This is a genomic window from Mycobacterium sp. RTGN5 (assembly GCF_033804465.1).
In the GTDB taxonomy this organism is placed as follows: Bacteria; Actinomycetota; Actinomycetes; order Mycobacteriales; family Mycobacteriaceae; genus Mycobacterium.
Genome location: NZ_JAPZLA010000002.1, coordinates 736,750 through 763,734 on the forward strand (window position 1 = coordinate 736,750; position 26,985 = coordinate 763,734).

Here is a 26,985-nt window from a genome sequence, read left to right on the forward strand (position 1 = left end):
GCCGCGAAAGTATCTCGACTGTGTATCGGCGCCGATTTCAAATCGTTACCAACGAACAAACACGTACCCGGCGTGTCGCCGCGGCAATCCCGTCAGGAGGGGTTAAGAGTCGAACCCCAGGCCCAGCCGGTCGAGGGTGCGCAGGAACACGTTGCGCTTACCGGCGTGGTGATCGGCCTGGTTGAGTGACCACCGGGTGGCCTGAATACCGATGCTGGCCGCCGGTTCGGGCGGGAACGGCAGCGGTTTGCGGTTGACCATTTCCAGCTCGGTGCGCTCGGTGGGATGTCCGTCGAGCAGGTCGAGGCAGACGTCGGCGGCGAAACGGGCCGCCCCGACGCCGAGCCCGGTGAACCCGTTGACGTAGGCGATCCGGCCGCGCCCGGCCAGCCCCCAGTGCGCACAGAACCGGGTGTTGGTGTCGATCGCGCCGGCCCAGCGGTGGCTGAACCGGACATCGTCGAGTTGGGGGAACGTGATGAAGAAGTGCGCGGCGAGCGTGCGGTAGGTCTCGGCCCGGTCCTCATAACTCGGGTCGACGCGACGGCCGAAGTGGTAGACGGCGTCGTAGCCGCCCCAGACGATCCGGTTGTCCGCCGCGAGGCGGTAGTAGTGGAACTGGTTGGCGCTGTCGCCGATCCCCTGCCGGGATCGCCACCCGATGCGGTCCAGCTGATCCGCTGTCAGTGGCTCGGTGGCCAGCACGTAGTCGTACACCGGAATGGTGTGCAGCCGGTTGCGCTTGAGCAGGCTGGGAAAGACGTTGGTGGCCAGCACAACCTGGTCCGCCTCGATCACGCCGGCCCGCGTGCTCACCGCAACGCCGGCGCGCTCACGGTCCACCGACAGCGCCGCGGTGTGCTCGAAGATCTGCACGCCGGCCTGCGCGCACGCGCGGGCAAGCTCGAAGACCAGCCGCGCTGGATGGACGATCGCGCAGGTTTCGGCAGCGAACAGCCCACCCTGATACGTCGGCGAATCCACCTCGGCGCGGACCGCCGCCTGGTCGAGGAACTGTCCGTCGCCATCGTCGGCACCCTCGCGCAACCACTCCACCTGATGCGGTTCGGTGGCCACGGTCAACATTCCGGTGCGTTCCCAGTCCACCGCCATCGCGTACTTCGCGATATCGGCTTGCATACCGTCGAGGTTGGCCAGGCCGAGCTTCTCCAGCTGGTCGAATTCGGTTGGCCAGCGGGATTTTCCGTTCTCCGCGCCGTGGGTGATGCTCGCTTCGACGAAACCGCCGTTGCGTCCGGATGCCGCCCAGCCCACCCGTTCGGCCTCGATCAGTACCACCCGCGCGCCGGGATTGCGTTCGATGGCGTGCAGCGCCGACCACAGGCCGGCATATCCGCCGCCGACCACGAGCAGGTCGCAGCTCAGCCCGCCGGTCAGCGTCGGATATTCGGGGCGGGGGATGTCCAGCCACATCGATCCGAACGACGTCGACTTCAGCGCCCGGGCGATCAGATCGGGGTCGACTCGGCGATCGAATACGGTCTGCACCTTCGCATGGTGCCACGGCACGGCGCGCTACTTGGCGAATCGCGCCAGCAGAGGCCCGACGGTGGCCAACACGAATACGTATGGCGTGGCGATGGATCCGATCGCGGCGACCGACGTGCCGGCCAGCCCGATGATCACCAGGGAGAACTCGCCGCGGGCGATCAGCGCGGTCCCGGCACGCAGCTGGCCGGGCCGCCCCACGCCGTCGCGCCGGGCGGCGTACACCCCGGTCGCCACCTTGGTGACCGCCGTGACCGCGGCGAGCAGCGCGGCCGCGGGCAGCATCGGCACCAGATCTTTGGGGTCCACCGACAATCCGATCGCGAGAAAGAACACCGCCGCGAACAGGTCACGCAGTGGCGTCAGCACGGCGCGGGCCCGTTCGGCGGTCTCCCCCGTCAGCGTCAGCCCGACCAGGAACGCGCCCACCGCCGCCGACGCGTGCAGGTGTTCGGCCAGCGCGGCCACGATCAACGTCAACCCGAGGATGCGCAGCAGCAGCTGCTCGTCGTCCGGGTGAGCGATCAGCCGTCCCACGTGATGGCCCCAGCGGTAGGACGCCACGAACGCCGCGCCCAGCGCGACGACGGCAACGCCCATCGACAGCAGCGCCTGCCACCAGGTGCCGCCGGCCGCCAGCACGGCCAGCAGCGGCAGGTAGGCCGCCATCGCGAAATCCTCGAGCACCAGGACCGACAGCACCGAAGGGGTTTCCCGGTTACCCAGCCGGCCAAGGTCGTTCAGCAGCCGGGCGATCACCCCGGACGAGGAGATGAAGGTGATGCCTGCCATCGCCAGGATGCCGACGAAGTTCAAGCCGAGCAGCCAGCCGGCGACCGCACCCGGGGTGGCATTGAGGACCACGTCGACGCCCGCGGACGGCAGATGGCGCCGCATGCTTGCGGCGAACTCACCGATCGAGAATTCCAGGCCCAGGGTGAGCAGCAGCAGCACGACGCCGATCGAGGCGCCGGTGGATACGAACGCTCCGGCCGCGGGTACCGGTGCGATACCGCCGGTGCCCAGGGCCAGCCCGGCCAGCAGATACAGCGGGATCGGTGACAGCGCGAATCGGCGGGCCAGGGAGCCCAGGATCGTCAGGGCCGTGAGGATGACGCCGAGCTCGAGCAGGAGCGCCACCGACACAGCCACGGGGGTCAGCCTTGGTCGACGATGCGCCGGACGCCGGAGATGCCGTTTTCGGTGCCGATCACCACAAGGACGTCGTCGGCGTGCAGTATCTCCGCGGGTCCCGGTGAGGCCAGTACCTCTTCGTCGCGCACGATCGCCACGATGGACGCGCCGGTGCGGGTTCGGGCCTTGGTATCGCCCAGTGGGCGGTCGACGAACGGCGAGGTCGCCACGATCTCCACCTGACCGGCGTCCAGGCCGGGCACCTCCTTGGTGAGGTCGGCGAAGCGTTCCACCAACCGTGGGGCGCCCAGGATCTGGGCCAGCGCGTCGGCTTCCTCGTCGGTCAGCCGGAACACCGGGCGGGCCTGATCGGGGTCGGCGCCGCCGTAGACGACGACTTCGAAATCACCGCTGCGACGGGCGATCACGCCGATGCGTTTGCCGTCGGCGTTGTCGAACTCGTAGCGCAGCCCGACGCCGGGCAGCAGGACTTCTTTGACCTCCATGGGCTCCATCCTCGATGACGGCACCGCTGTTGGTGACTACCTTGTGGACACCGTAGTGGATTGCGCGGCGACAGTGGGCGCCCAGCCGGGCGGCCCGAAGACGTAACCCATGCGATCGCGCCAGCGGCTTGCCGCGCGCACGTCGTGGGCGATCGCCACGTACTCGCGGGTCTGCAGCTTCCAGATGTTGAACGTGTTGACCGGCTTGGTCAGCCCGTAGTGCGGGCGGAACAGTTCGGCCTGAAACGACCCGAACAGCCGATCCCACAGGATGAAAATGCCACCGTAGTTCTTGTCCAGGTATTCGGGATCCATGCCGTGATGCACCCGGTGGTGCGACGGTGTGTTGAACACGAATTCGTATGCCCGGGGCAGCTTGTCGATGCGCTCGGTGTGCACCCAGAACTGGTAGATCAGGTTGATCGAGAAACCGGTGAACACCATCCACGGCGGAACGCCCAAGAGCGGCAAGGGAATCCAGATGATGATCTCGCCGCTGTTGTTCCACTTCTGGCGCAGCGCGGTCGCGAAGTTGAAATACCGGCTGGAGTGGTGTGCCTGATGGGTGGCCCAGATCAGCCGCACCCGATGCGCGATGCGGTGGTAGGCGTAGAACAGGATGTCCACCCCGACGATCGCGATCACCCAGGTGTACCACTGCGTCGCCGACAGATGCCAGGGTGCGACGTAGGCGTACAGCGCCGCGTAACCGAGCAGGGCCAGGAACTTCCAGGCGCCCATCGTCGCCACCGACACCAGCCCCATCGAGATCGAGTTCCAGGCGTCGCGACTGAGGTAGGAGCCGGACGCGGGCTGGTCGGCCTCGTCGGCCAGCTGCTCGAGCTTGCGTGCGGCGGTCCACTCGATGATCAACAGCAGTAGGAAGAACGGGATCGCGGCCAGCACCGGGTCACGCATCTGCGGCGGTAGAACGGACAACCATTCTCCGATTCGGTCCACTGCATACCTCCGACGTGCAGTCTAACGCCAGGTCAGCGGAAGCTGAGCACCTCATCGCCCCAGGCCAGCCGAATCTGGCGGTCCAGGTCGTCGACGACGCGGTCGTCCCTGTCGATGACCAGTGTCGCGCGGTCGTCGCTGCGGTAGGGCGCCCACTGTGGTTGACCCACCGGCACGTTGGGGTCGCCGGTCGCCGCAAACCTGGTCCACCGGGTACGCATGCGCTCCGACAACGCCTCGCCGGTCTTGAGCCCGCCGAGTTTGAAGGTCACGTCGCGGGAACCGGAAACCAGGTTGCCCCACACATAGATCAGTTCGGTGGCATGCGCTGCGCCGAGCCGGATCATCTTGAAAATCGGTGTAGCCCAATCGAATCGGTACAGATAGACCGGGGCGATGGCGCCGTGCCCTTCGGCGAACCACACCGTGGGCATCCGGAAGCCCATGTCGCTGGCCACGCCAAGGCTGCGGGCACGGGCCCGCCGGGCCGGGTAGGCCGTCCCGATCTGCTCGGGGGTGGGCAGCTGCAGACCGGGCTGGTCATCCGCGATCTCGTTGAACATCGTGCGAATTGCCTTGGGCGCGATGGGCATCAGCGGTGAGCGCATGAACCGGAACAGCGCGGCCTCGTCCTTGTTGGTGCCGATCAACAGCGGCACCGGGTGCGTCTTGCCTGCGCGGGCCAGCGTCACCGGATAGTCCGGGACAAGGTCGCCGTCCACGGTCGGTGCGAACGCCAGCCGTCCCGGCGTGGCTGTCGGGACGTGGTCGAACACCTGCATCGATGCGTCGACCAACGCCTGCACGGGCGCCCGGTGGGCCTCGGCGGCGGTCATGCCGAGACGGTCGAGCAGCATCTGGGCGACCGCACCGGCGCGACTGGTGTCGTAGATCGACGTGGCGGGCGAACTCTGGGCGATCGCGCGCGAGAACAGTCCGGCGGCCTGGGGCACGGCCAGCAGTGTCGTGACGATCCCGGCCCCGGCGGACTCGCCGAACAGCGTCACCCGGTCCGGATCACCGCCGAAGCCGGCGATGTTGTCCTGCACCCAGCGCAGCGCCGCCAGCACGTCGCGCAGTGCGACGTTGCTGTCGAAGCCGGCCGAGGAGAGATCGATGAAGCCCAGTGCGCCGAGCCGGTAGTTGATGGTCACGACGATGACGTCGGAACCCTCGGCCAGCACCGATCCGTCGTAGAGCGGCTGGCTGCCGGAGCCGAAGATGTAGGCCCCGCCGTGCACCCACACCATCACCGGCATGGGCTGGGGGTCAGCAGCGCCACGATCTGATGGCGCCCACACGTTCAGGAACAGGCAGTCCTCGTCGGCGCGGGTACCCAGGCCCATCGGGATGGGGCTGTGCGGCTGCGGGCTCACCGGTCCGAACGCCGTCGCGTCCAGGACCTCGGTCGATGGCTCTGGAGGCACCGGTGCACGCCAGCGCAGGTCCCCGATCGGGGCGGCGGCGTAGCGAATGCCCTTCCACGTCTTGACCTGGCCGTCGTCGGCGCCGCGGACCGGGCCGTAGCTGGTCGCGACGACCGGCCGGTCGACGACCTCCCGAATATTCGCTTCCGTACTCATCCCATCCACGTTACCGACGGGTAACGGCCACCGCCCCGTCACCCTGCTCACCGCGGGCGGCAGCTATGGCGGCGACCACAATCCCCCACCCGGCTATCCTGACCAGGCTGATAGCCGATGGAGGTGCCGAGCGTGCGGAAGTGGGCGCTGCTCCTGGCCGCCATCTGCGTCGAGGTCACCGGCACGTTGTCGCTGCGGGCCTCTCAGGACCACCGGATCTGGCTGATCGTCGTGGCGGTCGGCTATCTCGCCTCGTTCTACTTCCTCGCGCTAGTGCTGCGGGCAGGCATGCCGATCGGGGTGGCCTATGGCGTCTGGGGCGCGGTGGGAACCGCGGCGACGGCGGCGCTGGCCGCGGTGATCTTCGGTGACCCGTTCACCACACCGATCATCGCAGGCATCGGGCTGATCATCGCCGGGGTGCTGTTGGTCGAACTCGGTTCACGGCACCAGGAGACCCCGCCATGATGTGGCTGACGTTGGCGGGCGCCATCCTCGTCGAGGTGTGCGCGACCCTGTCGTTGCGCGCCTCGGACGGCTTCCGCAAAAAGGTGTGGATCGTGCCGATGGCGATCGGCTATCTGGTGTCGTTCACGCTGCTCTCGGTCACGCTCTCGCTGGGCATGCCGGTCGGCGTCGCCTACGGCGTCTGGTCGGCGGCCGGTGTGGCGCTGATCGCCGTGATCGCACGGGCGCTGTTCAAAGAACCGCTGACCCCGCTGATGGTGGCCGGCATCGGGCTGATCATCGCCGGTGTCCTCACGATCGAGCTGACGGGTTCCGCGGGCTGAGCGCCCGCGCCAACGCCACCGCCGCCAGCCCCGCCACCACAACGCTGAGCAGCCCCACCCGCAGTGACACCGCGTCGGCGATCGCGCCGACGATGATCGGTGAGCCCAGGAAACCCACGCGCATCAGCCAGGTCAGCACCGTCAACCCCGTGCCGGGGCGCAGACCCGGAAGCTCGTCGGCGGCGTGCATCGCCCCCGGCACCAAGGTGGCCGAGCCGAATCCGGCCGCGGCGAACCCGGCGATGGTGCCGGGGACGCTGGGGAAGGCCAGCGCGGTCCCCATGCCCAGCGCGATGATCACGCCGCCGGCCCGGGCCACCGCACATTGCCCCCATCGGTCGACCATGCGATCGCCCAACGCCCGGCCGATGAACTGGAAGCCCACGACCGCGACGTAGCCGAGCGCGGCGATCGCGGCGGGAGCCGACAGGGAGTCATGCAAATACAGCGTGGCCCACGAACTACCCCCGTCCTCGACGACGGCGCCCGCGATCGCGACGGCCACCAGCGCGGCGAGCACGAGGTACACGGTGCGGCCGGCTCGGCTGCCCGGCGCGGCCCCGTCGTGCGGATGAGGTTCGGCATGGTCGGCACCGGGCAGCAGGAAGCGGTACCCGATCAGGCAGACCGCGCTGAACAGCAGACCCGACGCGCACAACTGCGCTGACCGGGGAATGCCGAGATAGATTGCGCCCGCGCCGATCAGACCACCCAGCACCGCGCCCGACGACCAGACCGCGTGCAGCGAGTTGATGATGGACCGTCCGTAGGCGCGCTGAAGCCGCAGCCCGTGCACGTTCTGGGCGACGTCGGTCACCGAATCGGCCGCCCCCGCGCAGAACAGCGCCGCCGCCAGCGTCACGCCGCTGGGTGCCAGCCCGGCAGCGAGGACGAACACCGCGATCATCACGCTGCAGGCCACCGCGACCACCGCAGAGCGGTAACGGCGGATCAAGGCGGCCGCGGTGAGACCGGACAGCAGCGCACCCGCCGAGAACGCGGCCACCGCCAGGCCGAAGGCGGTGTTGGACAACCCGAGGTCCGCCTTGATCTCGGGATAGCGCGGCAGCAGGCTGGCGAACAGCGCGCCGTTGGTCAGGAACAGCGCCGCCGTCGCGACCCGGGCTCGGCGGTAGCGCACGTCGAGTTCGGGGGTGCCCACGTGAGGCGAGGTTACGGGTAACCAAGCAAGATGGCAGCCATGACTGACTCGTCGCTCTCCGAACTGGCCCACCGGTTCGGGGTGGCCACCGACTATCACGACTGGACGGGACGGCTCGAGGCGGTCGACGAGGCCACGCTGGTGGCGGTGCTGGCCGCGCTTGGTGTCGACGCCGGCACCGAAGAGGGTCGCGCAGCGGCACTTTCGGCCGAGGACGCCCGGTACTGGTCGCGGTCGCTTCCGCCGACGATCATCGGCCGTGGCGGCACCGAGACGTCGTTCTGGGTTCACGTCAGCCACGGCGAGCCGGCGCACGTCTGGGTTCGGCTCGAGGACGGCACGGTCCGCACCGGCGTGCGGCAGGCCGACAATTGGACGCCGCCATTCGATCTGAACGGCCGGGTGGTGGGTGAGGCGACCTTCGTGCTCCCGGCGGATCTACCGCTGGGCTATCACCAGGTCCATCTGCGCTCGGGCGGTCAGGAGTCCAGCACGCCGCTGATCATCACCCCGGCCTGGCTGGGGCTGCCCGCGCGACTCGGTGCGCGCCGCACCTGGGGGCTGGCCACCCAGCTTTACAGTGTGCGCTCGAAGAACTCGTGGGGTGTCGGGGATCTCGGTGATCTCGCCGATCTGGCGGTCTGGGCCGGGGCACGCCACGGCGCCGGGTACATCCTGGTCAACCCGTTGCAAGCCGCCGCGCCCACCCAACCGATGGAGCCCTCCCCCTACCTGCCGACGTCACGGCGGTTCACCAATCCGCTGTACCTGCGGGTCGAGAACGTCCCCGAATTCGCCTTTCTGCCCAAACGCGGTCGGGTGTGGAAATTGCGTGCCGCGGTCCAGGGGCGCGCGCGCAAGGTCGACACCATCGACCGCGATGCCTCGTGGGCGGCCAAACACGGTGCGCTGAAAGCGATTTACCGAGTACCCCGGTCGGCGGGCCGCCAGCTTGCCTACGAAGCGTTCAAGGAGCGGGAAGGCCGCGCCCTCGACGACTTCGCCACCTGGTCCGCGCTGGCCGAGAAGTACGGCGGCAACTGGCACGAGTGGCCGGAAGCGCTGCGGCACCCGGCCAGCCCCGAGGTACTCGAGTTCGCCGAACGGCACAGCGCCGCCGTCGACTTTCACCGCTGGCTGCAGTGGCAACTCGACGATCAACTCGCCGCCACCCAGTCCCAGGCGGTCCGCACCGGGATGGCGCTGGGCATCATGCACGACCTGGCCGTCGGTGTGCATCCCGACGGTGCCGATGCCTGGGCGTTGCAGGATGTGCTGGCGCTCGGCGTCACCGCGGGCGCGCCGCCCGACGAGTTCAACCAGCTGGGTCAGAACTGGTCACAGCCGCCGTGGCGCCCCGATCAACTCGAAGAGCTTGGCTACCAACCATTCCGGGAGCTGATCCAGACGATCCTGCGGCACGCGGGCGGCGTCCGCATCGACCACATCATCGGGTTGTTCCGGCTGTGGTGGATTCCGGCGGGCGCGTCGCCGACCAAGGGCACCTACGTGCGCTACAACCACGACGCGATGATCGGCATCGTCGCGCTGGAGGCCTACCGGGCCGGCGCAGTCGTCGTCGGCGAGGACTTGGGCACCGTGGAGCCGTGGGTGCGCGACTACCTGCGTGCGCGCGGCGTGCTCGGAACGTCGATCCTGTGGTTCGAGCTGGATCGCGACGGGGGCGGCGGCCCGCTGCAGGCCGAGCGGTGGCGCGAGTTGTGCCTGTCCTCGGTGACCACCCACGACCTGCCGCCGACGCCGGGCTATCTGGCCGGCGAGCACGTACGGCTGCGCGACGAGCTGGGCCTGCTCACCCGGCCCGCGGAGGACGAGCTGGCCGACGACCGGGCCGAGCAGGCGGCGTGGCTGGCCGAACTGCGCCGGGTGGGCCTGCTGGGCGCAGATCCCGACGAGGAACAGGTGATCCTGGGCCTGTACCGGTATCTGGCCCGCACCCCGTCGCGGCTTCTGGCGCTGGCACTGACCGACGCGGTGGGCGATCGCCGCACCCAGAACCAGCCGGGCACCACCAACGAGTATCCGAACTGGCGGGTTCCGCTGACCGGACCGGACGGCGCACCGATGCTGCTGGAGGATGTGCTGACCGACCCGCGGGCGCAGGCGCTGGCCGCCGCCCTGCATGCGGCCACCGTGCCGCGTCCGGAGTAGCGGTGCCGAAATACAGTGCGGGCGTGCTGTTGTACCGGGTCGCCGACGGGGTCACTGAGGTGCTGATCGGCCACCCCGGTGGACCGTTCTGGGCCCGCAAGGACGACGGCTCGTGGTCGATTCCCAAGGGCGAGTACGAGCCCGACGAGGATCCGTGGTCGGCCGCACAACGCGAGTTCGCCGAGGAACTGGGTTGCGCAGTCCCCGACGGTCCCCGGATCGCCTTCGATGCGGTCAAGCAGCCGAGCGGGAAGGTGCTGACGGTGTTCGCCGTAGAAGCCGACCTGGACGTGACCGATGCGCACAGCAACACCTTCACGCTGGAATGGCCCAAGGGGTCGGGACGGCTGCAGGAGTTTCCCGAACTGGATCGGGTGGGCTGGTTCCCGGTGGCGCACGCGCGACGGAAACTACTGAAGGGGCACGTCGTGTTCCTGGACCTATTGATGGCTCAGCTGACGGGACTCAGCGAAGGCGATCCGGGTCCGGAGGGTTAGCCTCACGACGTGAAGTTCGCCGTCGTCGCTCCCGTCGCGGCCGGGGTCACCGCGGACCCGGCGTGGATGGGCGAATTCGCCCGCCATCTCGAGGCGTGTGGTTTCGAGTCGATCGTCGCAGTCGAGCACACGGTGCTGGTGACCCAGTACACCAGCGTGTATCCCTACGATCCGTCCGGACGGGTCGAGCTCACGCCGGCCGGCCCGGTGCCCGATCCGCTGGATCTGCTGGCGTTCCTGGCCGGTCAAACCACGACATTGGGGCTGGCGACCGGCGTGCTGGTGCTGCCCAATCACCATCCGGTGGTGCTGGCCAAGCGGGCCGCGACGGTCGACGTCCTCTCCGGCGGACGGCTGCGACTGTGCGTCGGAGTGGGCTGGCTGCGCGAAGAGGTCGAGGCCTGCGGAGTCGATTTCGACACCCGGGGCCGGCGCGCCGACGAACAGATTCACGTGCTGCGCGAGCTGTGGGCCGATAACCCCGAAGGGATCAGCCACCACGGCGAATTCTTCGACTACGACCACGCCATGTCCTACCCGAAACCGGTTGCCACCCATGGTGTTCCCATCCATGTCGGTGGACACAGCCGGCTCGCCGCACGCCGGGCGGGACGCCTCGGTGACGGCTTTCAGCCGCTCGGGGTGGCCGGCGGGGAGCTCGCGACACTGGTCGAGGTGATGCGGGTGTCAGCCGAGGAGGCGGGCCGCGACCCGGATGCGCTGGAGCTGTCGCTGGGCCACCTGGTCACCAAGGTCGACGCTGACCGCGCGGGCCGGCTGGCCGAGGTCGGTGCGCAGCGGCTGGTGCTGGCGATGCCGTCGGTCGCCGACATCGACGAGGCCAAGGACATGCTGTCGGCGTGCGCGGAGCGACTCGGGTTGCAGCCGTGAGCTTTTCGACAGCGGATCGCTTCGCGCTGTCGGATCTGGTGCATCGGTACGCCGCCGCCGTTGACGATCAGGATGGCGAGACGGTGCTCGGGTTGTTCATCGGCGACGGCGAATTGGTGCTGCCGGACCCGCCGGATGTGCTGACCCCGGTGCGCCGCCACCAAGGACTGGACGCCATCGGAGCAGCGCTGGCCGCAGCGACCAACGTCGGGCGGACACATCACGCCATCGATTCGGAGGTCTACACCGGCGACTCGAATCCCGATCTGGCACAGGGGCGTATCGCGGCAACCGCACATCATTGGAGCCGGCGCGACGAAGGGATCGTCGACCTGGTGTGGTACCTGCGCTACGACGACGAGTACGTGCGCGGCGAGTCGGGTTGGCTGGTGGCCCGACGGGCCCTGACGATCAACGCGATCGAGACGCGTCCCACCCGCCGCCTGCGCTAGCGCGCGTTCCTATCGAACCCCCGCGGCGGCTTCGGCGAGCGCCTCGGTGGCTGCCTTGCGGCGCATCTCGATGACGCCGCCGATCTGGCGTGCCAGCCGCGGATTGTTCTGCACCACCGCGTTCATGGCGTCGCGGGGCACCGACACGATGGTGGTGTCGGTCAGCGCGAACACCCCGGTGATCATCCGCTGGCGGGTCAGCGACGTTCCGCCGATGTACTCCCCCGCGTCGAGGGTGCCCAACGACAGCTCGCGGCCATCCTCGGCGTAGACCATCATCCCGACCGATCCGGCGGTGATGAACCCGACCGCGTCCGGAACGCTGTTGGTCGGCTGGATGATCTCGCCCTCGGCGTACAGCAGCTGGCTGCTTTGTCCCGCCAACGTCGCGACCGCATCCTCCCCCAGTCCCAGCGCGGCCGCGATCCGATGCAGCTGAGCCTCCACGTAGGTCGTGGCGATTGCGGGGTCGGGCCTCGCCTCGTCGAGATGCAGCCCGGCCCGCTGGCCGGCATACCAGGCCCGATGCATCAGCAATGCCTTGGTTCGCCCCTCGTCGGCCGGCGAGAGGATCGGCACTGACACCTTGTACTTGGACTCGCCCAGCGCGACTACTTTGGGCGGCAAACTCGCCAGCCGGGTCGGCAGGCCGTTGGCCACCGACAGCAGCGCCGCCGCCACGTCACCCGGTGCGTCGTCAGGACAGAAGGTCAACGTAGCTGTCGCCTGGTAGGAGGCACCCTGGACCCGGCTGAGGTTGGTGAACGATCCGGTGGCCAGCGTCGCGTTCGGCACGATCTGGATACCATTGCCGGTATCGATATGTGCGGCGCGCCAATTCACTTCCACGACACGGCCTTTGGCCTCATCGGTATCGAGCCAGTCACCGATGCGGAACGGCTGCTCGAACAGCAAGAGCAACCCCGCGATGACCGGGCCGACCGCGGTCTGCACCGCCAGGCCGATCACGATCGACGTCACGCCGACAGCGGCCACCAGCCCGCCGATATTGGCGCCCCAGACCCACGACAGCAGCATTGCGACGCCCAGGATGATGAGCACCAGCCGGCCCAGGTCGATGAAGATCCCCGGCAGGCGTTCGCGCCAGCTGCCGGCCCGCGCCTGTCCGAACAGCGCGGCGTTGGCGCCGGACAAGAGCAACAGCATGATCAGGAAGCCGAAGACCGTCGCGGCGATCTTCGACCACGTGGCGTCGATGTCGGCCTGCTCCAGTTGCGAGATCAGCAGGTAGACCGCACACGCGGGAAGCACCCAGTTACGCAGCAGGGCAACTGGTTTGGCGTAGGAGCTGCCGCGGCGCGCCAGGAACCCCTGCAGTTCGTTGAGCAGCAGCAGGGCCAGCGGTAACCCGATGATGACAACGAGCGCCGGCCAGAACCACGGTTGCGAGGTGAAGGCGTTCATGCCGACTGCCGTGTTCCGACGTCCAGTCGCCATACGGTTTCGTTGCCCTCGGCCCCGCTGAGCGTGCCGGCATCGGTGAACGAGTAGATGCCGACCACCGCTTCGTGCACCCGGTCGCTGACGAACACGCCTGCTGTCTTGGTCGACGCGTGGACTCGGTTGGCCAGGTCGACGGCCTCACCCCACAGCGCGTAGATCTTGGAACGCTGACCGACCAGACCGCTCGTGACGGGTCCGCTGTCGATCCCGGCCCGGACCGCCAGCCGCGCGTCGTGCTGGTCGTTGAAACGGGTGACGATCTCGGTGAGCTCGTTGGCGAAGGCAATCGTGCGGCTGGCGTGGTCGACGCGCGGCACCACGAGACCGCAGGTGGCCAGCAGTCCGTTGTCCTGCATGCTGCGAACCTGCTCGACGCCGTGTCGTTCGGCCGCCCCGTCGAAGGATTCGACCAGCGAATTGAGCATCGCGACCGATTCCCCGGATGGCATCGAGCGGGAGAATTCGTCGAACCCGAGCAACTGGATATAGATCACCGAGACGTCGCGGTAATGCGTGCTGATGTTCTCCTCACCGTCGCGGTAACGCCGCGCGACCGATTCGGGCATGAGGCTGGCGAGCAGGTCGTCGTTCTCGCGCCGCTGCTCGTCGATCAGCAGTTGCTTGGTCTGCAGGCTGGCGCTCATATCGTTGAAAGACGAAGCCAGCTCGCCGATTTCATCTCGGGCGTGGACCGGAACCGATATCCCGAGCTCACCGCCGGCGACCCGGCGCACCGCGGCGCCCAGGCTCTTGATCGGCCGGGTCAGGATCCGGCTGAAGAGCAACGCCAGCAGTGAGACCACCAGAACGATCGCCGCCGTCGACAGTGCGATGTTGCGCGCGAACGTGTCCACCGGCGCCAGTGCCTCGGCTTTGTCGATCTTGGCCACCAGCACCCAGTCCAGACCGGGGATATCCAGCGGTGAGTAGGCGACCAGCGCCTCCGGGCCGATGTAGTCGCGGGCGGTGGTGACCCCGGTCTCGCCGGTCAGCGCGCGGTTGACCGCGTACTTGTCCACCGGCTGCAGCAGCACGCTGCCCTTGACGTCGACCTGGCGTTGGGCGACCTCGTCGGGGGTCCCGTCGGCGATCACCTCTTCGGCGTAGTGCTTGGGGTCGGTCAGCAGCTCCCGGGACACCGACCGCATCAGTTTGTCCGGGCCGGCCAGATACGTCTCACCGGACTGCCCGAGGCCGTCGTCGACCCAGTGGCCCTGCCCGGTCATCACATCGTTGATCGAGTCGAGGGACAGTTGCAGGGCGAGCACGCCGGCGATGACGCCGTCCCGGCCGATCGGCGACAGCACCCATTGCGTCGGTTTCCCGAACGAGGGGGAATATCGCTCGAAGTCGCTGATGAAGGTCTGGTCCACCGAGGTCGCCTGCAGCGCTTGGCGGTAGGTACGCGCAAGGACCGTCGTGCTGTAGGGACCCTTACCCAAGTTCGTGCCGAGGTCGACGCCCTTGTATGCCGTGTAGATGACATTGCCCTGGGCGTCGAGGATCATCGCGTCCTCGAACTTGAATCGCTGGGTCAGGTCAGCGAAGAACGGCTGATAGCGGTCATTGATCGCCGACCAGGCGCTCGAATCACCCGCCGACATCACCTTGATCGCCGCCTCATCGTCGCCCTTGGCCGGAACGGTGTACGCGTTCTGCAAATACGTCGCCGCATTGCTGGTCGGCTGGAACAGGGTGGCGTCCACGGGTTGCCCGGTCTGCTCGGCCAGGGTGGGGCCGAAAATGGTCGAGTAATAATTGGCCACCGCTTGCTGGGCGCCCGGCGGCAGCGGCGTCGTCTGAAGTTCGTTGAACGCCTTGCTGAATTCGTTGGCCGCGGAGATCGTCTGCGTGCCGTGGGTGACGATCGACGCCGCGTCGGTGACCTCCGTGTAGAAGGCCTTGATCTCCCGCGCGCGTGACTCCCGCAACTGGGTCAGTCGCTGGAATTCGGCGTTGCGCAGCGACGTGGTGCCGGAGGCGTATCCGATGGCACCGGCGATCACGACGGAGACGATGCTGACCGCGAGCAACATGATCAGCAACTTCGACTGGAACCCCAGCGATCGCACCCGGCCACCTCGTGACAGCGCACCCGACAGTCGGACCACGTAGGACCCCCACTCGCTAAATACGGCATCGCCGCTGATCGAGCGGATGTTAGCGCATCTAGGGGAACCGAGGAGTCAGTTGCGGGACTGCAGCGCCTGCTGGCCGAACGTGCCGACCTGCGCGGAGCCTTCCGGCAGCACCAGCTCCCCGCTGTCCAGCCGAGACCTCAGGTAGGCGAAGGTCTGTGCGGTCTGAGCGAACAGGTGCTCCCCGGCCACCAGCGCCGCCCGGGCAGGGCCGTCGGCGAACTGTGGCAGCGGCTGCACGACGGTGTGATAGTCGACGTTGAAGAACAACGGGAACGAATAGCGCTCCTCCTTGACCTTGCGCACCCGGTGCGAGGTGGCGACGAACGCGCCGTTGGTCCACAGCTCGAGCAGGTCACCGACGTTGACGACGAACGTGCCGGGGATCGGCGGCACGTCGATCCACTCGCCGGCGCCGTTGAGTACCTCGAGCCCAGGGGCGGTCGGCTTGAGCAAGGTGAAGCACTCGTAGTCGGTGTGCGCCCCGATGCCCTGGGCGTCTTCGGCCTCCGGGTTGTGCGGGTAGTAGATCAGCCGCAGCTGGCTCGGCGTCTTGGTCGCGTGCCGAGTGAAGGTGTCAGGATCTTCCGACAGCGCTACCGCGAACGCCCACAACAGATCCTGGCCGACGTCCAAGACTGCTTGGTAGTACTCGGTGACGGTGTCGGCGAAACCGGGAATGTCGGGCCACACGTTGGGCCCGAGCATCGGGTTGCCGGCCAGATGATCGGGGTCGTCGGCGGGCAGATCCAGCGCGGTGTCGAAAGCCTCCTTGAAGTCCGGCTTGTCGCCGTAGAAACCCTCCTCACCTACCGGCACGTAGCCGCGGTGACAGGTGGACAGCCCGATGTAGGACGCCATCTTCTGATCCGTTGGCAGCGCGAAGAACTGTTTGGTCGCCGACAACAGCTTCTCGAACAAGTCGTCGCTGACGCCGGTGCCGGACACGTAGAAGAACCCGACCTCACGCGCCGCCGCGCCGAGTTCGGCTGCCACCCGGTCCCGCTCGGTGCGATCCGGCGATCGCAAACCACTGATGTCGATGACGGGTACCGATTGGAATGCCCCACTCACAGTGCCACGCTTCCTTCGCTTTCCTTGATCTCCCAGACGATGTCGTCGTCGACTCGTAGCTGCCCTGATGCCAATCGGGGGGCCACAACCGTGCCCACCCGCGACGAATCGGCGGACACCGTTATCCGCCAGGAACTTCCGGTGACCACACCGAGTGAGACGTCCGCTGTGCTGCCCCACCGATAGGCCCAGCCGAAGCGCTCCCCCACCCGCACCAGCACCCCAGCCGCGTCATCGGGGCCCGAAACAACCAACCCCCAGCACGGTTCCACCGGCCCCGACTCACGCTCCCAGTGTTCGCTGTAGTCGGCGTGCACCCCGACCTCCACAAGGGTGTCGCCGGCCCAGCTCATCCGCCCCGCGTCGGGCAGCCCGGGCGGCTGCATGTCCACCAGCCTGGCCCACTCGAAGACGTCGAGGCGCTGGTCGAGCTGGCCGGCGAAGCCCGCGCCGGCGCCACGCACATCGACGAACAGCGAAAGCCCCTGCAGCCAGACAACATTCGTCCCGGTATCACGAGAGCCATCGGCCTCGATCAACAACGTCCGCCGCCACAGCCCGGCGCATTGTGCGATCGCGGGCGTCACAGTGCGGCCTCCCACCGGTCCCGAAGCCGGGCCAGCCCAGCCTCGGTGGGCCGCCCCAACGCCCTCACCCGGGCGATGCCACCGTCGGGGTAGGCCTGCACCCGGATCGCGGTGATCGCGGCCGCGTCCACCACGAAGACCTGGCGGGCGTCCGCGAGGAGCCGGGTTCGGGGCACCACGACCTCGTCGAATGACAATGCCCACCAGGGCCGCCCGGCGCTGGGCCGATCGCGGGTGCCACGCACACACACTTCGCGGGAGGCGTTGAACACGAAATACGACGTGTCGATCTCGACGCGGTCTAGATCGGTTGGCGTCAAGAACGAGATGGTCACCGCGTCGTGGGTATCAGGGCCGATGTCACGCCGGCGCCGGGCCTCCCAGCCCGCCCCCATGTCGTGCGGCCGGTCGGCCGAGATGAGTGCGTGCGCGTCGGAGTAGAACGTGTCGCTGCAATGTTCAAGGCGCCCGCCCTGCTCGGCACCCGACACCTCGACCGTCACACCCGTCCACAAGGCCGGGTCGGGCACGGGATCACCGTGCGCACGCAGCCTGGCCACGCCGCCATCGGAAGCGATCACCAACTTGAGGTGGGTGTACCGCCGAGGGTCGGTGACCGCGATCGGGTTGTGCGCGTCGGCCTTCAGCGGTGTGGCCGGCGCCAGCGGCCGCCAGTCCACGCCCGCATCGCACGGGTCGTCGGCGGCTGCCAGCGTGGCGCCGTACAGCGTGCAACCCGTGGGATGGTTGCCGGTGAAGAAGCGGGTGTCGACGTCGATGGTGCGCAGCCGGCCAGGGACACCGAGCCGGATGATGGCCCAGTCCCCGTGCGGCGCGTGCCTGCGGGTCTCCCAGCCGTCGACCACCTCACCGCGCAGGTCGAACGTTCCGGGCACGAAATTCGGTTCGGCCGGGTCGATCAGGCGTTCCTTGAAACCGAACGATTCATCGCTGGCCGCGACGACGCTGCCGCCGACAGTGCGGCAAGCCAGATCCAGACCTGCATCCCGCTCGATAGTCATAATCCCAACGCTTTCGACAGCGGCCAGTGTGTGCGCGGGTTGTCCGGTCCCGGTGCGAACGTCCCGGTCTTGCTGGTGGACAGACCCAGCCCGACCAGCATCTGGGCCAGGCCAACGGCTGCGGCAACCCCGTCGACGGCGGGCACGCCGAGCGCGTCGGTGATCGCGCCGGTTACCCCGGCCATACCGGCACACCCCAGGCAGATCACGTCGGCGCCGTCCTCGGTCACCGCCCGTTCGGCTTCGGCGACGATCGCCTTGACCGCGCCGTCCGGATCCGCGTCGATCTCCGCGGTGCCCAACCCGCATGCCCGTACCGACGCACAGTGTGCTGCCAGCCCGGCCAGCAGCAGCCGGTCCTCGATCGGGGCGATCGAACGGGCCAGGGTGGTCACCACGGAGAACCGCCGGCCGATCAGATGTGCGACGTGCGCGGCGGATTCGGCGATATCGAGCACCGGAACGTCGAGCATCTCCTGCAGCGCATCCTTGCCGTGCTCGCCGAATCCCGCCAACACCACGGCGTCGGCGTCGAAAGTCCCGCTCGCCAACCGGGCGGCGATGGCGTCCATCACCCCGACCGCGGACAGGTAACTCTCCGCCGCGGAGTCGATCGCGGCCGCTCCGAAAGATGGTTGGGTGGTGAGTATTTCAGTTCCCGGACCGGCGGCGGCCCGGGCTGCGGCGTCGATCTCGGCGCTCATCGTCGCCGACGTGTTGGGATTGAGTACCAGGATCTTCACGCCGGCTCCCGCATTCCCGCGCACAGCAGTTCGCCGTGGGTGTCCTCGTCCATCACCCGGCCGCTGCGCCACATCTGGCGCACCGCGCCGTTCAGCGCGACACCCTCATAGGGCGTGATCGGATGGCGGTGGTGTAGATCGGTGCCGCGCACGATCCAGGCCGCGTCGGGGTCGAACACACAGAAGTCGGCGCGCTTGCCCGGCGCAATGACACCGCGGTCGGTCAGGCCGGCCAACGCGGCGGGTGCCTGCGCCATCCACCGGCACACGTCGGGCAACCCGAACCCGGCGCCAACGGCTTGGGTCCACAACGCGGGCAACGCGATCTGCAGCGAGCTGATCCCGCCGAACGCGCGGCCGAAGTCGCCGCCGTGCAGATCCTTGTGCTGCGGGGCGCACGGCGAGTGGTCGGAGACCACCATGTCCAGGGTGCCGTCGGCCAGGGCCGCCCACAGCAGGGCGCGGTTGTCTTCGCCGCGAATGGGTGGGCACACCGCGAACTCCGTGCCACCGTCCGGAATGCTCTCGGCGGCGAAAGTCAGATAGTGCGGACAGGTTTCGGCGGTGACGGGCAGCCCCGCGCGTTTGGCCTCGGCGATCAGCGGCAGCACCGCCGCGCTGGAGACGTGCACGATGTGGGCCCGCGCGCCGGTATCGGCGACGGCGTCGAGCACGATCCGAACCGCGTCCTGCTCCGCGGCATCGGGACGCGATCGCAGGAAGTCGCCGTAGTCGCGGCCTACCGGTGGTGGGCAGCCGGCCAGCACGCGCGCACTCTCGGCGTGCACCAGCAGCACCGAATCCAGCGCGGCGACAACCGCCATCGCCCCGCGGAATTCGGCCACGTCGAGCGGTGGGAAGTTCGGGTTACCCGACTCGGACAGAAAGCATTTGAACCCGAGCACCCCGGCCGCGGCCAGTTCGCCGAAGGAGCCCAGATTGCCGGGCACGATGCCGCCCCAGAACCCGGTGTCGACGCGGCACACCCCCGCGGCCGCGGCGCGTTTGGCGTCCAGTGCGGCAACCGTCGTCGTCACCGGGTCACTGTCCAGCGGCATGTCCACGACGGTGGTGATACCACCGGCCAGCGCCGCCGCGGTCGCGGTGGCGAATCCCTCCCAGTCGGTGCCCGGATCGTTGATGTGCACGTGGGTGTCCACCAGGCCCGGCAGCAGCACAACGTCGGGTTCCAGGACGGTCTGTTCAACGGAATCGAAAACCGCGTCGATCTCGCGAACGACCCGAATCATGCCGTCCGCCAGGCCGATTGCAGCCGAGCGGACCGTGCCGTCGATCACCGCGCGCCGGGCGCGAAGGACGTGCTCGACGGCGGGCCCGCTCACCGCGGCCGCACCGGCCCGAACCGCTCGTCGAGCCGCTGGGTCAGTTCCGGCCAGACGTGCGGGTCGTGGCCGGGAACCAGCTCGTACCCCAACTCGGCGGCCAGCTTCTTCAGCCGTCGGATCGGCTCTATGGTCTCGGCCGGGTCGACGTCGATGAACCCGCCGATCGGCAGCTCGTGCTCGATGTTCTCGGTGAGATCGGCGGCGTCGAACGCGAACACGAAACCCCCACCGCCCACCGACGGGTCGAGCTCCACGACGAAGCTCTGATGCCCGGGTGTGTGCCCGTAGGTGGGTACCGCGGTGATACCGGGTGCGATCTCGGCTTCACCGTCGGCAAGCACCCAGTCGATACGCGGATCGTCGAAGTCCACCCGGATGATCGCATTGTGTTCGGGCTCAGGATGATTCGACAACCCGTACTCCAGCTCGCGGCGCTGCGCATGCACCGGAACCTTGCCGGCGAACAGCTTCACGCCGCCGGCATGGTCGTGGTGCAGATGCGACAGCGCCACGAGGTGGATGTCGTCGACGTCGATGCCGATGTCGTGCAACGACTCCTCGATCGGCTCGCCCGGTCCTGGGAGCACCGGGATGTACTCGACGGTCGGGAAGAACCGCCGGTACAACGCCGGATCACGGATCAGCGCGGTGTTGAACCCGGTGTCGAGCAACACCCAGCCGCCGTCGGTCTGCAACAGCACGCCCGGCACCGGTTCCCGCATCCGCAGCTCCGGTGGCGACCCGTACACCGACACCGACTTGGGCAATTCCTCCCAGCCGAGAGTCAGCAGGACGATACGGCGAACTTTTCCGTCTCCCAGGACCATTCGGGTCAGCCTACCGACAGCGCGGCCAGCCGAAGCGAGTTCGGATTGGTCACCACGTGGGCCTGTTCGACCCCCTTCAGCCACGGCTGGGCGACCATGAAGTCGTCCACGTCGGCGATGTTGAGCCAGCAGCCCGTTTTGACCGCTTCCTCGCCTGCGGTGGAGAAGTCCGGGTCCGAATCGTTGGGCAGACCCTTGTTCAGAGCCTCGGTGACCGCCGGCGCCGAGCACCCGAAGAAGTTCAGGCCGCCATCGGCATCCCACGAGATATGCCCCCAGGTGTACGGCGACGGCGCATCCGGCCACCCCAGATAGGTCATGATCTCCGGCGCGGACTGCCCGTCGCTGCCGACCCAGCCGTAGATCTCCGACGTCGGATAGGCCTGCACCTTGGCGTTCAGGCCGGCCGCCGCCAACTGCGTCTGAATCAGGTTGCTGATCAACTGGTTATCCGGGTTGCTGGAGTCGTAGCCGATCGTGACGGACTTCTGGTCGGCAGGCAGTCCGCCGGCGACACCGGACAGCACCGACGGATCGTGCGCCACATTCTGCTTGCCGAACTCGGCGGCCATCATGTTCGGCGGGTAGATCTGCTCGGCCGTCTTACCGCGCCCGAAGTACGTCTGCTTGACCAGTTCGTTGGTGTCGATGGCCTGCAATACGGCGGTGCGATTCTTGGGGTCGGTCATCATGCCCTTGCGCGGGTTGATGTACACGTAGTTCGACATCATCGTCGGCAGCGAGTAGTGCGAGTACTTGTTGTCGTTGAGGTACTGCCCCACCGCCGAGGACGGCAGGTCGTGCAGGATCGCGGCGACCTGACCGTTGTTGAACTGCAACTGCTGTGCCGACACGTCGGTGATCACCGGCAGCTCGACCTTCTCGAAATACGGCTTGGTGCCCCAGTAATCGCCGAAGGCGGTCAATTCGTACTTGGAGCCGACCTCGGCGGCGGTCAGCGTGTACGGGCCGGTGCCCAGGTCGTGGTTGGTGAGATAGCCCTGAGCATTGTCGGTGCCGCCGTTCGTCTTCAGGCCTTCCGGGCTGAGGATGCGGGGTCCGTACGGGCACGCCAGGTAGTCCAGGAACGCCGAGTTGGGCGCCTTGAGCGTGACGGTGACGCCGTAATCGCCCTGGGTTGTCACCGAGTCGATGTCGGTGACCATGTACGCCGGGCCCTGGTTCACCGCCGCGCGTCTGTCGAACGAGGCCTTGACGGCGGCGGACGTGAACGGGGTGCCGTCGTGGAACTTGACGCCCTCGCGCAGTTTGAACGTGAACACCTTGTTATCGGGCGAGGCATTCCACTCGGTGGCCAGCAGCGGTTCGAGTACCGGCTTGTCGGTGCCCCCCTTGTACTGCAGCAGGCCCTCGTAGGTGTTCGTGGTCAGCAAGAGCCCCTGGCCGGCGTAGTAGACGTCGGGGTCCGGCGGCTGGCCCGGGTCCTGCAGGAACGACAGGTGCAGCACCTTGTCGGTCGGTGCGGCGTTAGGTGTGCCGCCCGACGAGTTGGATCCGCCACCGCACGCGGAGGCGACGAGCAGGACCGCGGTGCCTGCGGCCAGGACGGCGAATGGGCGGAAACGTTTCATCGGGTGGCTCCTTCGAGGACGGGTGCGCCGAGCTGCTCGAACGCGGCGATGATCTCGTCGCCGGTGCGCATCGCACCGGCCTGTAGGTACTCCATGGCATCCAGCGCGGCATCGTGCCGATAGACCGACGATCCACCGACGCAATCGGTCACCACCCGGACATAGAAGTCCCGCTGGTGCGCGTCGGCGAACGTGTAGTGCACGCAGACGTCGGTCAGGCCGCCGATGAGGATCAGCGTTTCCGCCTTCAGCCCGGACAGCACGATCTCGAATTCCGTTCCGATGAAACCGGAATAGCGCCGCTTGACGAGATGGAACTCGTGGTTGGGGCCGTTGAAATCGGGCAGCAGCCTCGGGTGCAGCGGCGTGCCAGCCCTGCCCTCGACGCAGTGCTCTCCCTCGTCGCCGTCGAGTTCACGGCCGAAGTCGATGCCGCTGGGCCGGTGCACCTCCTGGAAGAACACGATGGGGATTCCCGAGGAGCGGGCGGCGGCGATCAGCCGCTCGGCCAATTCGATCCGGTCGTCATAGCCGGGCATGTGCGCGATGCCGACCTCGGCGGCGGGCATGCCGCCGCTTTCTTGCATGTCGACGACGACCAGAACCGGATTGCCCACGATCAGTGGCTGTTTCGGCACCTACTTATCCTCCTGTTGCTGCGATGCGGGGGTCTGCGGCGGCCTGGAGAAGATCCACGGCCGTATTGATGAAGACGTAGAGGGCGCCGAGCATCAGCGTCACTCCGGCGATCGCCGGGAAGTCGGCGACCGGGATGCTCTGGGCGATGTACTGGCCGATGCCCGGCCAGCCGAAGACCTGCTCGACCACCAGCACGCCGGAGAACATCAGGCCGATCTGCAGGCCGGTCATCGACAACGCTGAGCCGATGCAGTTGCGCAGCACGTGACCGGCCACGATCCTGCTCTCCGACAAGCCTTTTGCCCGTGCGGTGCGTGCATAGTCGCTGTCCATATCGGTCAGCAGGCTCGAGCGCAGCACCCGGCCGATCGCCACCGCCGGGCCAAGCGCCATCACCAGCGCCGGCAGAATCAGGTGGTGCAGCGCATCGGTGACGACGTCGAAGCGACCGCTGAGCAGACCGTCCACCGTCAGCAATCCGGTGGGCCCGGTCGGCGGGTTGCTGATCCCGGTGCGGCCATTGGCCGGCACCCAGCCCAGCTTCTGGTAGAACACGATCAGCCCGAGTATGCCGAGCAGGAACATCGGCGCCGACGCGCCGGTGAACAGGATCGCCCGCAGCACAGCCGATCCCCGCCACTTCAAGGTGGTGCTGAATGCCAGCAGTACGGCCAGCAGCAAAGCGATACCGAGGCCGTAGAGCGCCAGTTCCAGGGTGGCCGGGAAGAAGCTGCCGAGATCGGAGGCGACGGCGTGGCGGGTCCGGTAGGACGTCCCGAGGTCACCGTGCACCGCCCCGGTGAGGTAATGCCAGAACTGGGTGAAGATCGGGTCGTTGAGGCCGAGCGCTTCCCGGCGTGCGGCGACCGCTGATGCCGAAGCCTGTGCGCCCATCTGGGCCTTGACCGGATCCAGCGGCGAAATGTGTTGCAGCACAAACATCACCGCGGTCAGTGCGACGAGGATCGCCGCGGTGGCGCCCAGTCGGGAGACGATGAATGTTCTCATTCCAGGCCTCCTAGCTCGTCTTCATCAGGTTGCGCAGGCTGTCGCCGGCGATGTTGCCGATCACCGCGAGGACCAGCACCCCGAGGCCGGGCATCACCGGAACCCACCACTGCTGCAGGAAATAACTGAGATTGCGTGCGGCGTCGGCACCGAGCTCGGGAGCCGGGGCGGATTGGCCGAGTCCCAGGAACGACAGCGCGGCCAGGGTGAGGATCAGCGTGCCGAGGTCCAGGCTGGCGGCCACCAGTGCGTTGGGTACCGCGCCGGGCAACAGGTGACGCACCGCCACTCGGATCGGTCCTACGCCGGCCAACCGGGCGGCCTCGACGTGCGGTCGCGCGGCCAGCCGGGCGATCTCGCCGCGAACCAACCTGGCGTAGAACGGCCACCACACGACCGACACCGCGATCAACGTGTGGATGAACCCGGGTCCCAACGCGGCGACGACGGCGATCGCGAGGACCGGTGCAGGCAGCGAGAGGAACCCGTCGGTGATGCGCATCAGGGTCGCATCCACCCAGCCGCCGGTGGCCCCGGCGATCAGCCCGACCACGCCGCCGATCAGCAGCCCGACCCCGACCACCACCAGCGCCGCGAACCAGCTGGACCGCACACCGAACAGCACCCGGCTCAGGATGTCGCGCCCCACGCTGTCGGTGCCGAGCAGGAAGCCGTCCTTGCCCGGCGCCTGCAGCGGCATGCCGACCGGAATCAGTGGATCGTGCGGAGAGAGCACGGGCACGGCGACCGCGATCAGGGTCACCAGCAGGATCAGTGACACCCCAAGCCAATTCAGGATCAGCGCACGGTCTCCTGCTAGTGCCGCCATCCGCTTCTCGCGGCTGCGCAGCAGCGCCGGGGCGGGCATCGCGATGGCCATCAACGCGCCTTTCGTTCGATACAGGCGACCTGGTGCGGGCTACCAGGTATGCCTTCCAGCCGCACGTCGAGTTCGGTGTCGCTGCACGTGTCGATCGCGATGGGGCACCTCGGATGGAAGGCGCATCCCGTCGGCGGGGACAGCGGGCTGGCCGGTTCGCCGGCCAGCACCCGGCAGTCGCGGCCCAGGTCGGGGATCGCGTCGACCAGCGCCTGGGTGTACGGGTGGGTCGGGCGCCCGATCACGTCTTCGGCGGGACCGATCTCGACGATGCGGCCCAGGTACATCACCGCGATCCGGTCGGCGACCACCCGCGCCACCGACAGGTCGTGGGTCACGAACACCACCGACATGTCCAGTCCGCGGCGCAATTCGCCGATCAGGTTGAGCACCGAGGCCGCCAGCGACACGTCGAGCGCACTGGTCGGCTCGTCGCACAGCAACACCTGCGGCGGGATCACCGTGGCCCGCGCCAGCGACACCCGCTGGCGTTGGCCGCCGGACAACTGGGCGGCCCGGGATTTGACGATTTCCTGCGGCAGGCCGACCCGTTCGAGCACCGCGGCGACGGCGTCCTTGCGTTCGGCGCGTGACATCGTCGTTCCGCGGAGCCGCTCACCGATCAGCTCACCCACCGACAACCACGGCGTCAGTGACGCGCCGGCGTCCTGAAAGACCATCTGCGGGCGTTGGTTTCCGGCCAAAGCGACCTCGCCGGTGGTCGGCTTCTCCAAGCCGGCGATGATCCGCAGCAGCGTCGACTTGCCCGAGCCGCTCTCCCCCACCAGGGCTACAGATTCGCCGTGCGCGACGGTCAGCGACACACCGCGCAGCGCCTGCAGTTTGCTCTGCCTGGCGCCCGAGCGGTCCAGCCAGCGCCTGCGCACGGTGAATGCCTTGGTGACGGTGCGGGCGTCGACGGCGGCGGGCTGCTCAACGTCTATCTCGGCGCGATCGGCGAATGCTTCGGTCTCGGCGGCGACGATCCCGGCCAGCTGGGCGCGCATCTGCTCGGGGGCAATGATGCAGGCGCTCACCCGATTCCCGGCGACGATCACCGGATCCGGTGGTGTGGCCGAACATTCGGCGTGGGCCAGTGCACACCGCGGCACGAATGCGCAGCCGGGCAGCGGGGTGGTCGGGCTGGGCACCTGGCCGGCCATCGCGGCCAGTGGACGGTCGCGTGCCGTGTCCAACGTCAGCCGCGATTGCAGCAGACCATGCGTGTAGGGGTGCGCGGGCGTGGCAAGAACGTCTGCGGTCGGACCGATCTCGGCGATCCGCCCGGCGTAGAGCACGGCGATGCGGTCGGCGATCTGCGCCGCGACTCCGAGGTCGTGGGTGATCAGCACGATGCTGCAGCCGATCTCGCTGCGCAGCCGCTGCAGCAGGGCCAGCACCTGAGCCTGCACGGTGACGTCGAGTGCGGTGGTCGGCTCGTCGGCGATGATCAGCTCGGGGTCACCGGCCACCGCGATCGCGATCATCACGCGCTGCCGCAGGCCACCGGATAATTCGTGCGGGTAGGCCCGCATCCGCCGCTCGGGCTCCGGGATGCCAACGGCGGTCAGCAGTTTCAGCGCCTCTTCGCTGCTGCCTGCCACCTCTTCGACCTGCTGGCCGATTCGCATGGTGGGGTTCAGCGACGTCATCGGGTCCTGGAACACCGCGCCCAGGTCCAGCCGCCGGACCTTGCGCAGCTGCTTGGCCGCGCCGGTGAGCATGTCGGTTCCGCAGACCTGGACGCTGCCGCCGGTCTTGGCTGCCCCGAGCAGGCCGAGCATGCTGAATCCCAGCACGCTCTTGCCCGATCCGGATTCGCCGACCAGGCCGACGATCTCGCCGGGGGCGATGCTCAGTGACACGCCACGCAGCGCGTGCACGTCCTTGCCATTGCGACGGAACGTGACGCGCAGATCTTCCACCGCCGCGACCACGTCGCCGGCCGGCGTCGTCGCCGGAGCGTCAGGTCGTAGCGCAACACTTGCGGCGCTCGCCATGCGGAATC

General features: G+C 68.1%; 25 protein-coding genes. 6 read left to right on the forward strand and 19 right to left on the reverse strand.

Annotated elements, in window-relative coordinates:
* Window positions 1–102: 102 nt before the first annotated feature.
* From SLQ31_RS16270 to SLQ31_RS16290, 5 genes are all read right to left on the reverse strand, one after another.
* Window positions 103–1,509 carry an FAD-dependent oxidoreductase gene (locus SLQ31_RS16270; RefSeq protein ID WP_319434363.1) on the reverse strand — a complete coding sequence of 469 codons (1,407 nt, stop codon included), beginning with the start codon at window positions 1,507–1,509 and terminating at the stop codon, window positions 103–105.
* 27 nt (window positions 1,510–1,536) lie between these two features.
* A complete protein-coding gene (locus SLQ31_RS16275; RefSeq protein ID WP_319434365.1) occupies window positions 1,537–2,661 on the reverse strand; it encodes a cation:proton antiporter in 1,125 nt (374 codons plus the stop codon).
* Between the two features lie 5 nt (window positions 2,662–2,666).
* Window positions 2,667–3,149, reverse strand: a complete 483-nt coding sequence (locus tag SLQ31_RS16280; protein ID WP_319434368.1) for a cation:proton antiporter regulatory subunit — start codon at window positions 3,147–3,149, stop codon at window positions 2,667–2,669.
* A gap of 36 nt (window positions 3,150–3,185) precedes the next feature.
* Window positions 3,186–4,067: a sterol desaturase family protein gene (locus tag SLQ31_RS16285; protein ID WP_413642316.1), complete on the reverse strand. Its 882-nt coding sequence runs from the start codon at window positions 4,065–4,067 to the stop codon at window positions 3,186–3,188.
* A gap of 74 nt (window positions 4,068–4,141) precedes the next feature.
* Window positions 4,142–5,692: a carboxylesterase/lipase family protein gene (locus SLQ31_RS16290; protein ID WP_319434372.1), complete on the reverse strand. Its 1,551-nt coding sequence runs from the start codon at window positions 5,690–5,692 to the stop codon at window positions 4,142–4,144.
* A 132-nt stretch (window positions 5,693–5,824) separates the two neighbouring features.
* Here SLQ31_RS16290 and SLQ31_RS16295 point away from each other — a divergent pair, with 132 nt between their 5' ends.
* Together SLQ31_RS16295 and SLQ31_RS16300 are read left to right on the forward strand one after the other, a co-directional pair.
* The gene (locus SLQ31_RS16295) at window positions 5,825–6,160 is read left to right on the forward strand and encodes a DMT family transporter (RefSeq protein ID WP_319434695.1); all 336 of its coding nucleotides are present in this window, start codon (window positions 5,825–5,827) and stop codon (window positions 6,158–6,160) included.
* Entirely contained in the window at window positions 6,160–6,483 is a 324-nt protein-coding gene (locus tag SLQ31_RS16300; protein ID WP_319434696.1) for a multidrug efflux SMR transporter, read from the forward strand. The genes SLQ31_RS16295 and SLQ31_RS16300 overlap by 1 nt, the downstream gene beginning before the upstream one ends.
* On the opposite strand, the gene SLQ31_RS16305 is transcribed toward SLQ31_RS16300, so the two are convergent.
* Entirely contained in the window at window positions 6,452–7,645 is a 1,194-nt protein-coding gene (locus SLQ31_RS16305) for an MFS transporter (protein WP_319434374.1), read from the reverse strand. The two genes, SLQ31_RS16300 and SLQ31_RS16305, sit on opposite strands and share 32 nt — an antisense overlap.
* A 30-nt stretch (window positions 7,646–7,675) precedes the next feature.
* On the opposite strand from SLQ31_RS16305, the gene malQ reads away from it, so the two are divergent.
* The 4 genes from malQ to SLQ31_RS16325 are packed head-to-tail and all read left to right on the forward strand — an operon-like array spanning window position 7,676 to window position 11,657.
* Window positions 7,676–9,817, forward strand: coding sequence for a 4-alpha-glucanotransferase (malQ, locus tag SLQ31_RS16310; RefSeq protein ID WP_413642236.1), 2,142 nt, complete (start codon window positions 7,676–7,678; stop codon window positions 9,815–9,817).
* Between the two features lie 2 nt (window positions 9,818–9,819).
* On the forward strand, window positions 9,820–10,314 hold the full coding sequence (locus SLQ31_RS16315; protein ID WP_319434378.1) for an NUDIX domain-containing protein: 495 nt from the start codon (window positions 9,820–9,822) through the stop codon (window positions 10,312–10,314).
* 9 nt (window positions 10,315–10,323) lie between these two features.
* Entirely contained in the window at window positions 10,324–11,205 is an 882-nt protein-coding gene (locus tag SLQ31_RS16320; protein WP_319434380.1) for an LLM class F420-dependent oxidoreductase, read from the forward strand.
* Window positions 11,202–11,657, forward strand: coding sequence for a nuclear transport factor 2 family protein (locus SLQ31_RS16325; RefSeq protein WP_319434382.1), 456 nt, complete (start codon window positions 11,202–11,204; stop codon window positions 11,655–11,657). Before SLQ31_RS16320 ends, SLQ31_RS16325 begins: the two co-directional genes overlap by 4 nt.
* Before the next feature lie 9 nt (window positions 11,658–11,666).
* Here SLQ31_RS16325 and SLQ31_RS16330 read toward each other — a convergent pair whose 3' ends face one another.
* From SLQ31_RS16330 to SLQ31_RS16390, 13 genes are all read right to left on the reverse strand, one after another.
* Window positions 11,667–13,082, reverse strand: coding sequence for a mechanosensitive ion channel family protein (locus SLQ31_RS16330; protein WP_319434384.1), 1,416 nt, complete (start codon window positions 13,080–13,082; stop codon window positions 11,667–11,669).
* Complete coding sequence (locus tag SLQ31_RS16335) at window positions 13,079–15,193, reverse strand: adenylate/guanylate cyclase domain-containing protein (protein ID WP_319434387.1); 2,115 nt, start codon at window positions 15,191–15,193, stop codon at window positions 13,079–13,081. Before SLQ31_RS16335 ends, SLQ31_RS16330 begins: the two co-directional genes overlap by 4 nt.
* Window positions 15,194–15,307: 114 nt before the next feature.
* The gene (locus SLQ31_RS16340; RefSeq protein WP_319434389.1) at window positions 15,308–16,333 is read right to left on the reverse strand and encodes an isopenicillin N synthase family dioxygenase; all 1,026 of its coding nucleotides are present in this window, start codon (window positions 16,331–16,333) and stop codon (window positions 15,308–15,310) included.
* On the reverse strand, window positions 16,330–16,920 hold the full coding sequence (locus SLQ31_RS16345; protein WP_319434391.1) for a hypothetical protein: 591 nt from the start codon (window positions 16,918–16,920) through the stop codon (window positions 16,330–16,332). The genes SLQ31_RS16340 and SLQ31_RS16345 overlap by 4 nt, the downstream gene beginning before the upstream one ends.
* Complete coding sequence (locus tag SLQ31_RS16350) at window positions 16,917–17,942, reverse strand: allantoicase (protein ID WP_319434393.1); 1,026 nt, start codon at window positions 17,940–17,942, stop codon at window positions 16,917–16,919. Before SLQ31_RS16350 ends, SLQ31_RS16345 begins: the two co-directional genes overlap by 4 nt.
* Complete coding sequence (locus SLQ31_RS16355) at window positions 17,939–18,685, reverse strand: aspartate/glutamate racemase family protein (RefSeq protein ID WP_319434395.1); 747 nt, start codon at window positions 18,683–18,685, stop codon at window positions 17,939–17,941. The genes SLQ31_RS16350 and SLQ31_RS16355 overlap by 4 nt, the downstream gene beginning before the upstream one ends.
* Window positions 18,682–20,028: an allantoinase AllB gene (gene allB, locus SLQ31_RS16360; RefSeq protein ID WP_319434397.1), complete on the reverse strand. Its 1,347-nt coding sequence runs from the start codon at window positions 20,026–20,028 to the stop codon at window positions 18,682–18,684. Before allB ends, SLQ31_RS16355 begins: the two co-directional genes overlap by 4 nt.
* Window positions 20,025–20,858, reverse strand: a complete 834-nt coding sequence (locus tag SLQ31_RS16365) for an N-acyl homoserine lactonase family protein (RefSeq protein WP_319434399.1) — start codon at window positions 20,856–20,858, stop codon at window positions 20,025–20,027. Before SLQ31_RS16365 ends, allB begins: the two co-directional genes overlap by 4 nt.
* Window positions 20,859–20,863: 5 nt before the next feature.
* Window positions 20,864–22,450, reverse strand: a complete 1,587-nt coding sequence (locus tag SLQ31_RS16370) for an ABC transporter substrate-binding protein (RefSeq protein WP_319434401.1) — start codon at window positions 22,448–22,450, stop codon at window positions 20,864–20,866.
* A complete protein-coding gene (locus tag SLQ31_RS16375; RefSeq protein WP_319434402.1) occupies window positions 22,447–23,088 on the reverse strand; it encodes a cysteine hydrolase in 642 nt (213 codons plus the stop codon). The genes SLQ31_RS16370 and SLQ31_RS16375 overlap by 4 nt, the downstream gene beginning before the upstream one ends.
* A gap of 4 nt (window positions 23,089–23,092) precedes the next feature.
* The gene (locus SLQ31_RS16380) at window positions 23,093–24,097 is read right to left on the reverse strand and encodes an ABC transporter permease (protein ID WP_319434404.1); all 1,005 of its coding nucleotides are present in this window, start codon (window positions 24,095–24,097) and stop codon (window positions 23,093–23,095) included.
* A 10-nt stretch (window positions 24,098–24,107) separates the two neighbouring features.
* Window positions 24,108–24,977, reverse strand: coding sequence for an ABC transporter permease (locus SLQ31_RS16385; RefSeq protein ID WP_319434406.1), 870 nt, complete (start codon window positions 24,975–24,977; stop codon window positions 24,108–24,110).
* On the reverse strand, window positions 24,977–26,977 hold the full coding sequence (locus SLQ31_RS16390; RefSeq protein ID WP_319434408.1) for an ABC transporter ATP-binding protein: 2,001 nt from the start codon (window positions 26,975–26,977) through the stop codon (window positions 24,977–24,979). The genes SLQ31_RS16385 and SLQ31_RS16390 overlap by 1 nt, the downstream gene beginning before the upstream one ends.
* Window positions 26,978–26,985: the final 8 nt, after the last annotated feature.

Excerpts from the sequence above, each read along its gene's own strand:
- SLQ31_RS16380 (WP_319434404.1), bottom strand. The coding sequence starts at position 24,097 with ATGAGAACATTCATCGTCTCCCGACTGGGCGCCACCGCGGCGATCCTC.
- SLQ31_RS16280 (WP_319434368.1), bottom strand. The coding sequence starts at position 3,149 with ATGGAGGTCAAAGAAGTCCTGCTGCCCGGCGTCGGGCTGCGCTACGAG.
- SLQ31_RS16385 (WP_319434406.1), bottom strand. The coding sequence starts at position 24,977 with ATGGCCATCGCGATGCCCGCCCCGGCGCTGCTGCGCAGCCGCGAGAAG.
- SLQ31_RS16370 (WP_319434401.1), bottom strand. The coding sequence starts at position 22,450 with ATGAAACGTTTCCGCCCATTCGCCGTCCTGGCCGCAGGCACCGCGGTC.
- SLQ31_RS16290 (WP_319434372.1), bottom strand. The coding sequence starts at position 5,692 with ATGAGTACGGAAGCGAATATTCGGGAGGTCGTCGACCGGCCGGTCGTC.
- SLQ31_RS16300 (WP_319434696.1), top strand. The coding sequence starts at position 6,160 with ATGTGGCTGACGTTGGCGGGCGCCATCCTCGTCGAGGTGTGCGCGACC.
- SLQ31_RS16330 (WP_319434384.1), bottom strand. The coding sequence starts at position 13,082 with ATGAACGCCTTCACCTCGCAACCGTGGTTCTGGCCGGCGCTCGTTGTC.
- SLQ31_RS16365 (WP_319434399.1), bottom strand. The coding sequence starts at position 20,858 with ATGGTCCTGGGAGACGGAAAAGTTCGCCGTATCGTCCTGCTGACTCTC.
- SLQ31_RS16350 (WP_319434393.1), bottom strand. The coding sequence starts at position 17,942 with ATGACTATCGAGCGGGATGCAGGTCTGGATCTGGCTTGCCGCACTGTC.
- SLQ31_RS16390 (WP_319434408.1), bottom strand. The coding sequence starts at position 26,977 with ATGGCGAGCGCCGCAAGTGTTGCGCTACGACCTGACGCTCCGGCGACG.
- SLQ31_RS16285 (WP_413642316.1), bottom strand. The coding sequence starts at position 4,067 with ATGCGTGACCCGGTGCTGGCCGCGATCCCGTTCTTCCTACTGCTGTTG.
- malQ (WP_413642236.1), top strand. The coding sequence starts at position 7,676 with ATGGCAGCCATGACTGACTCGTCGCTCTCCGAACTGGCCCACCGGTTC.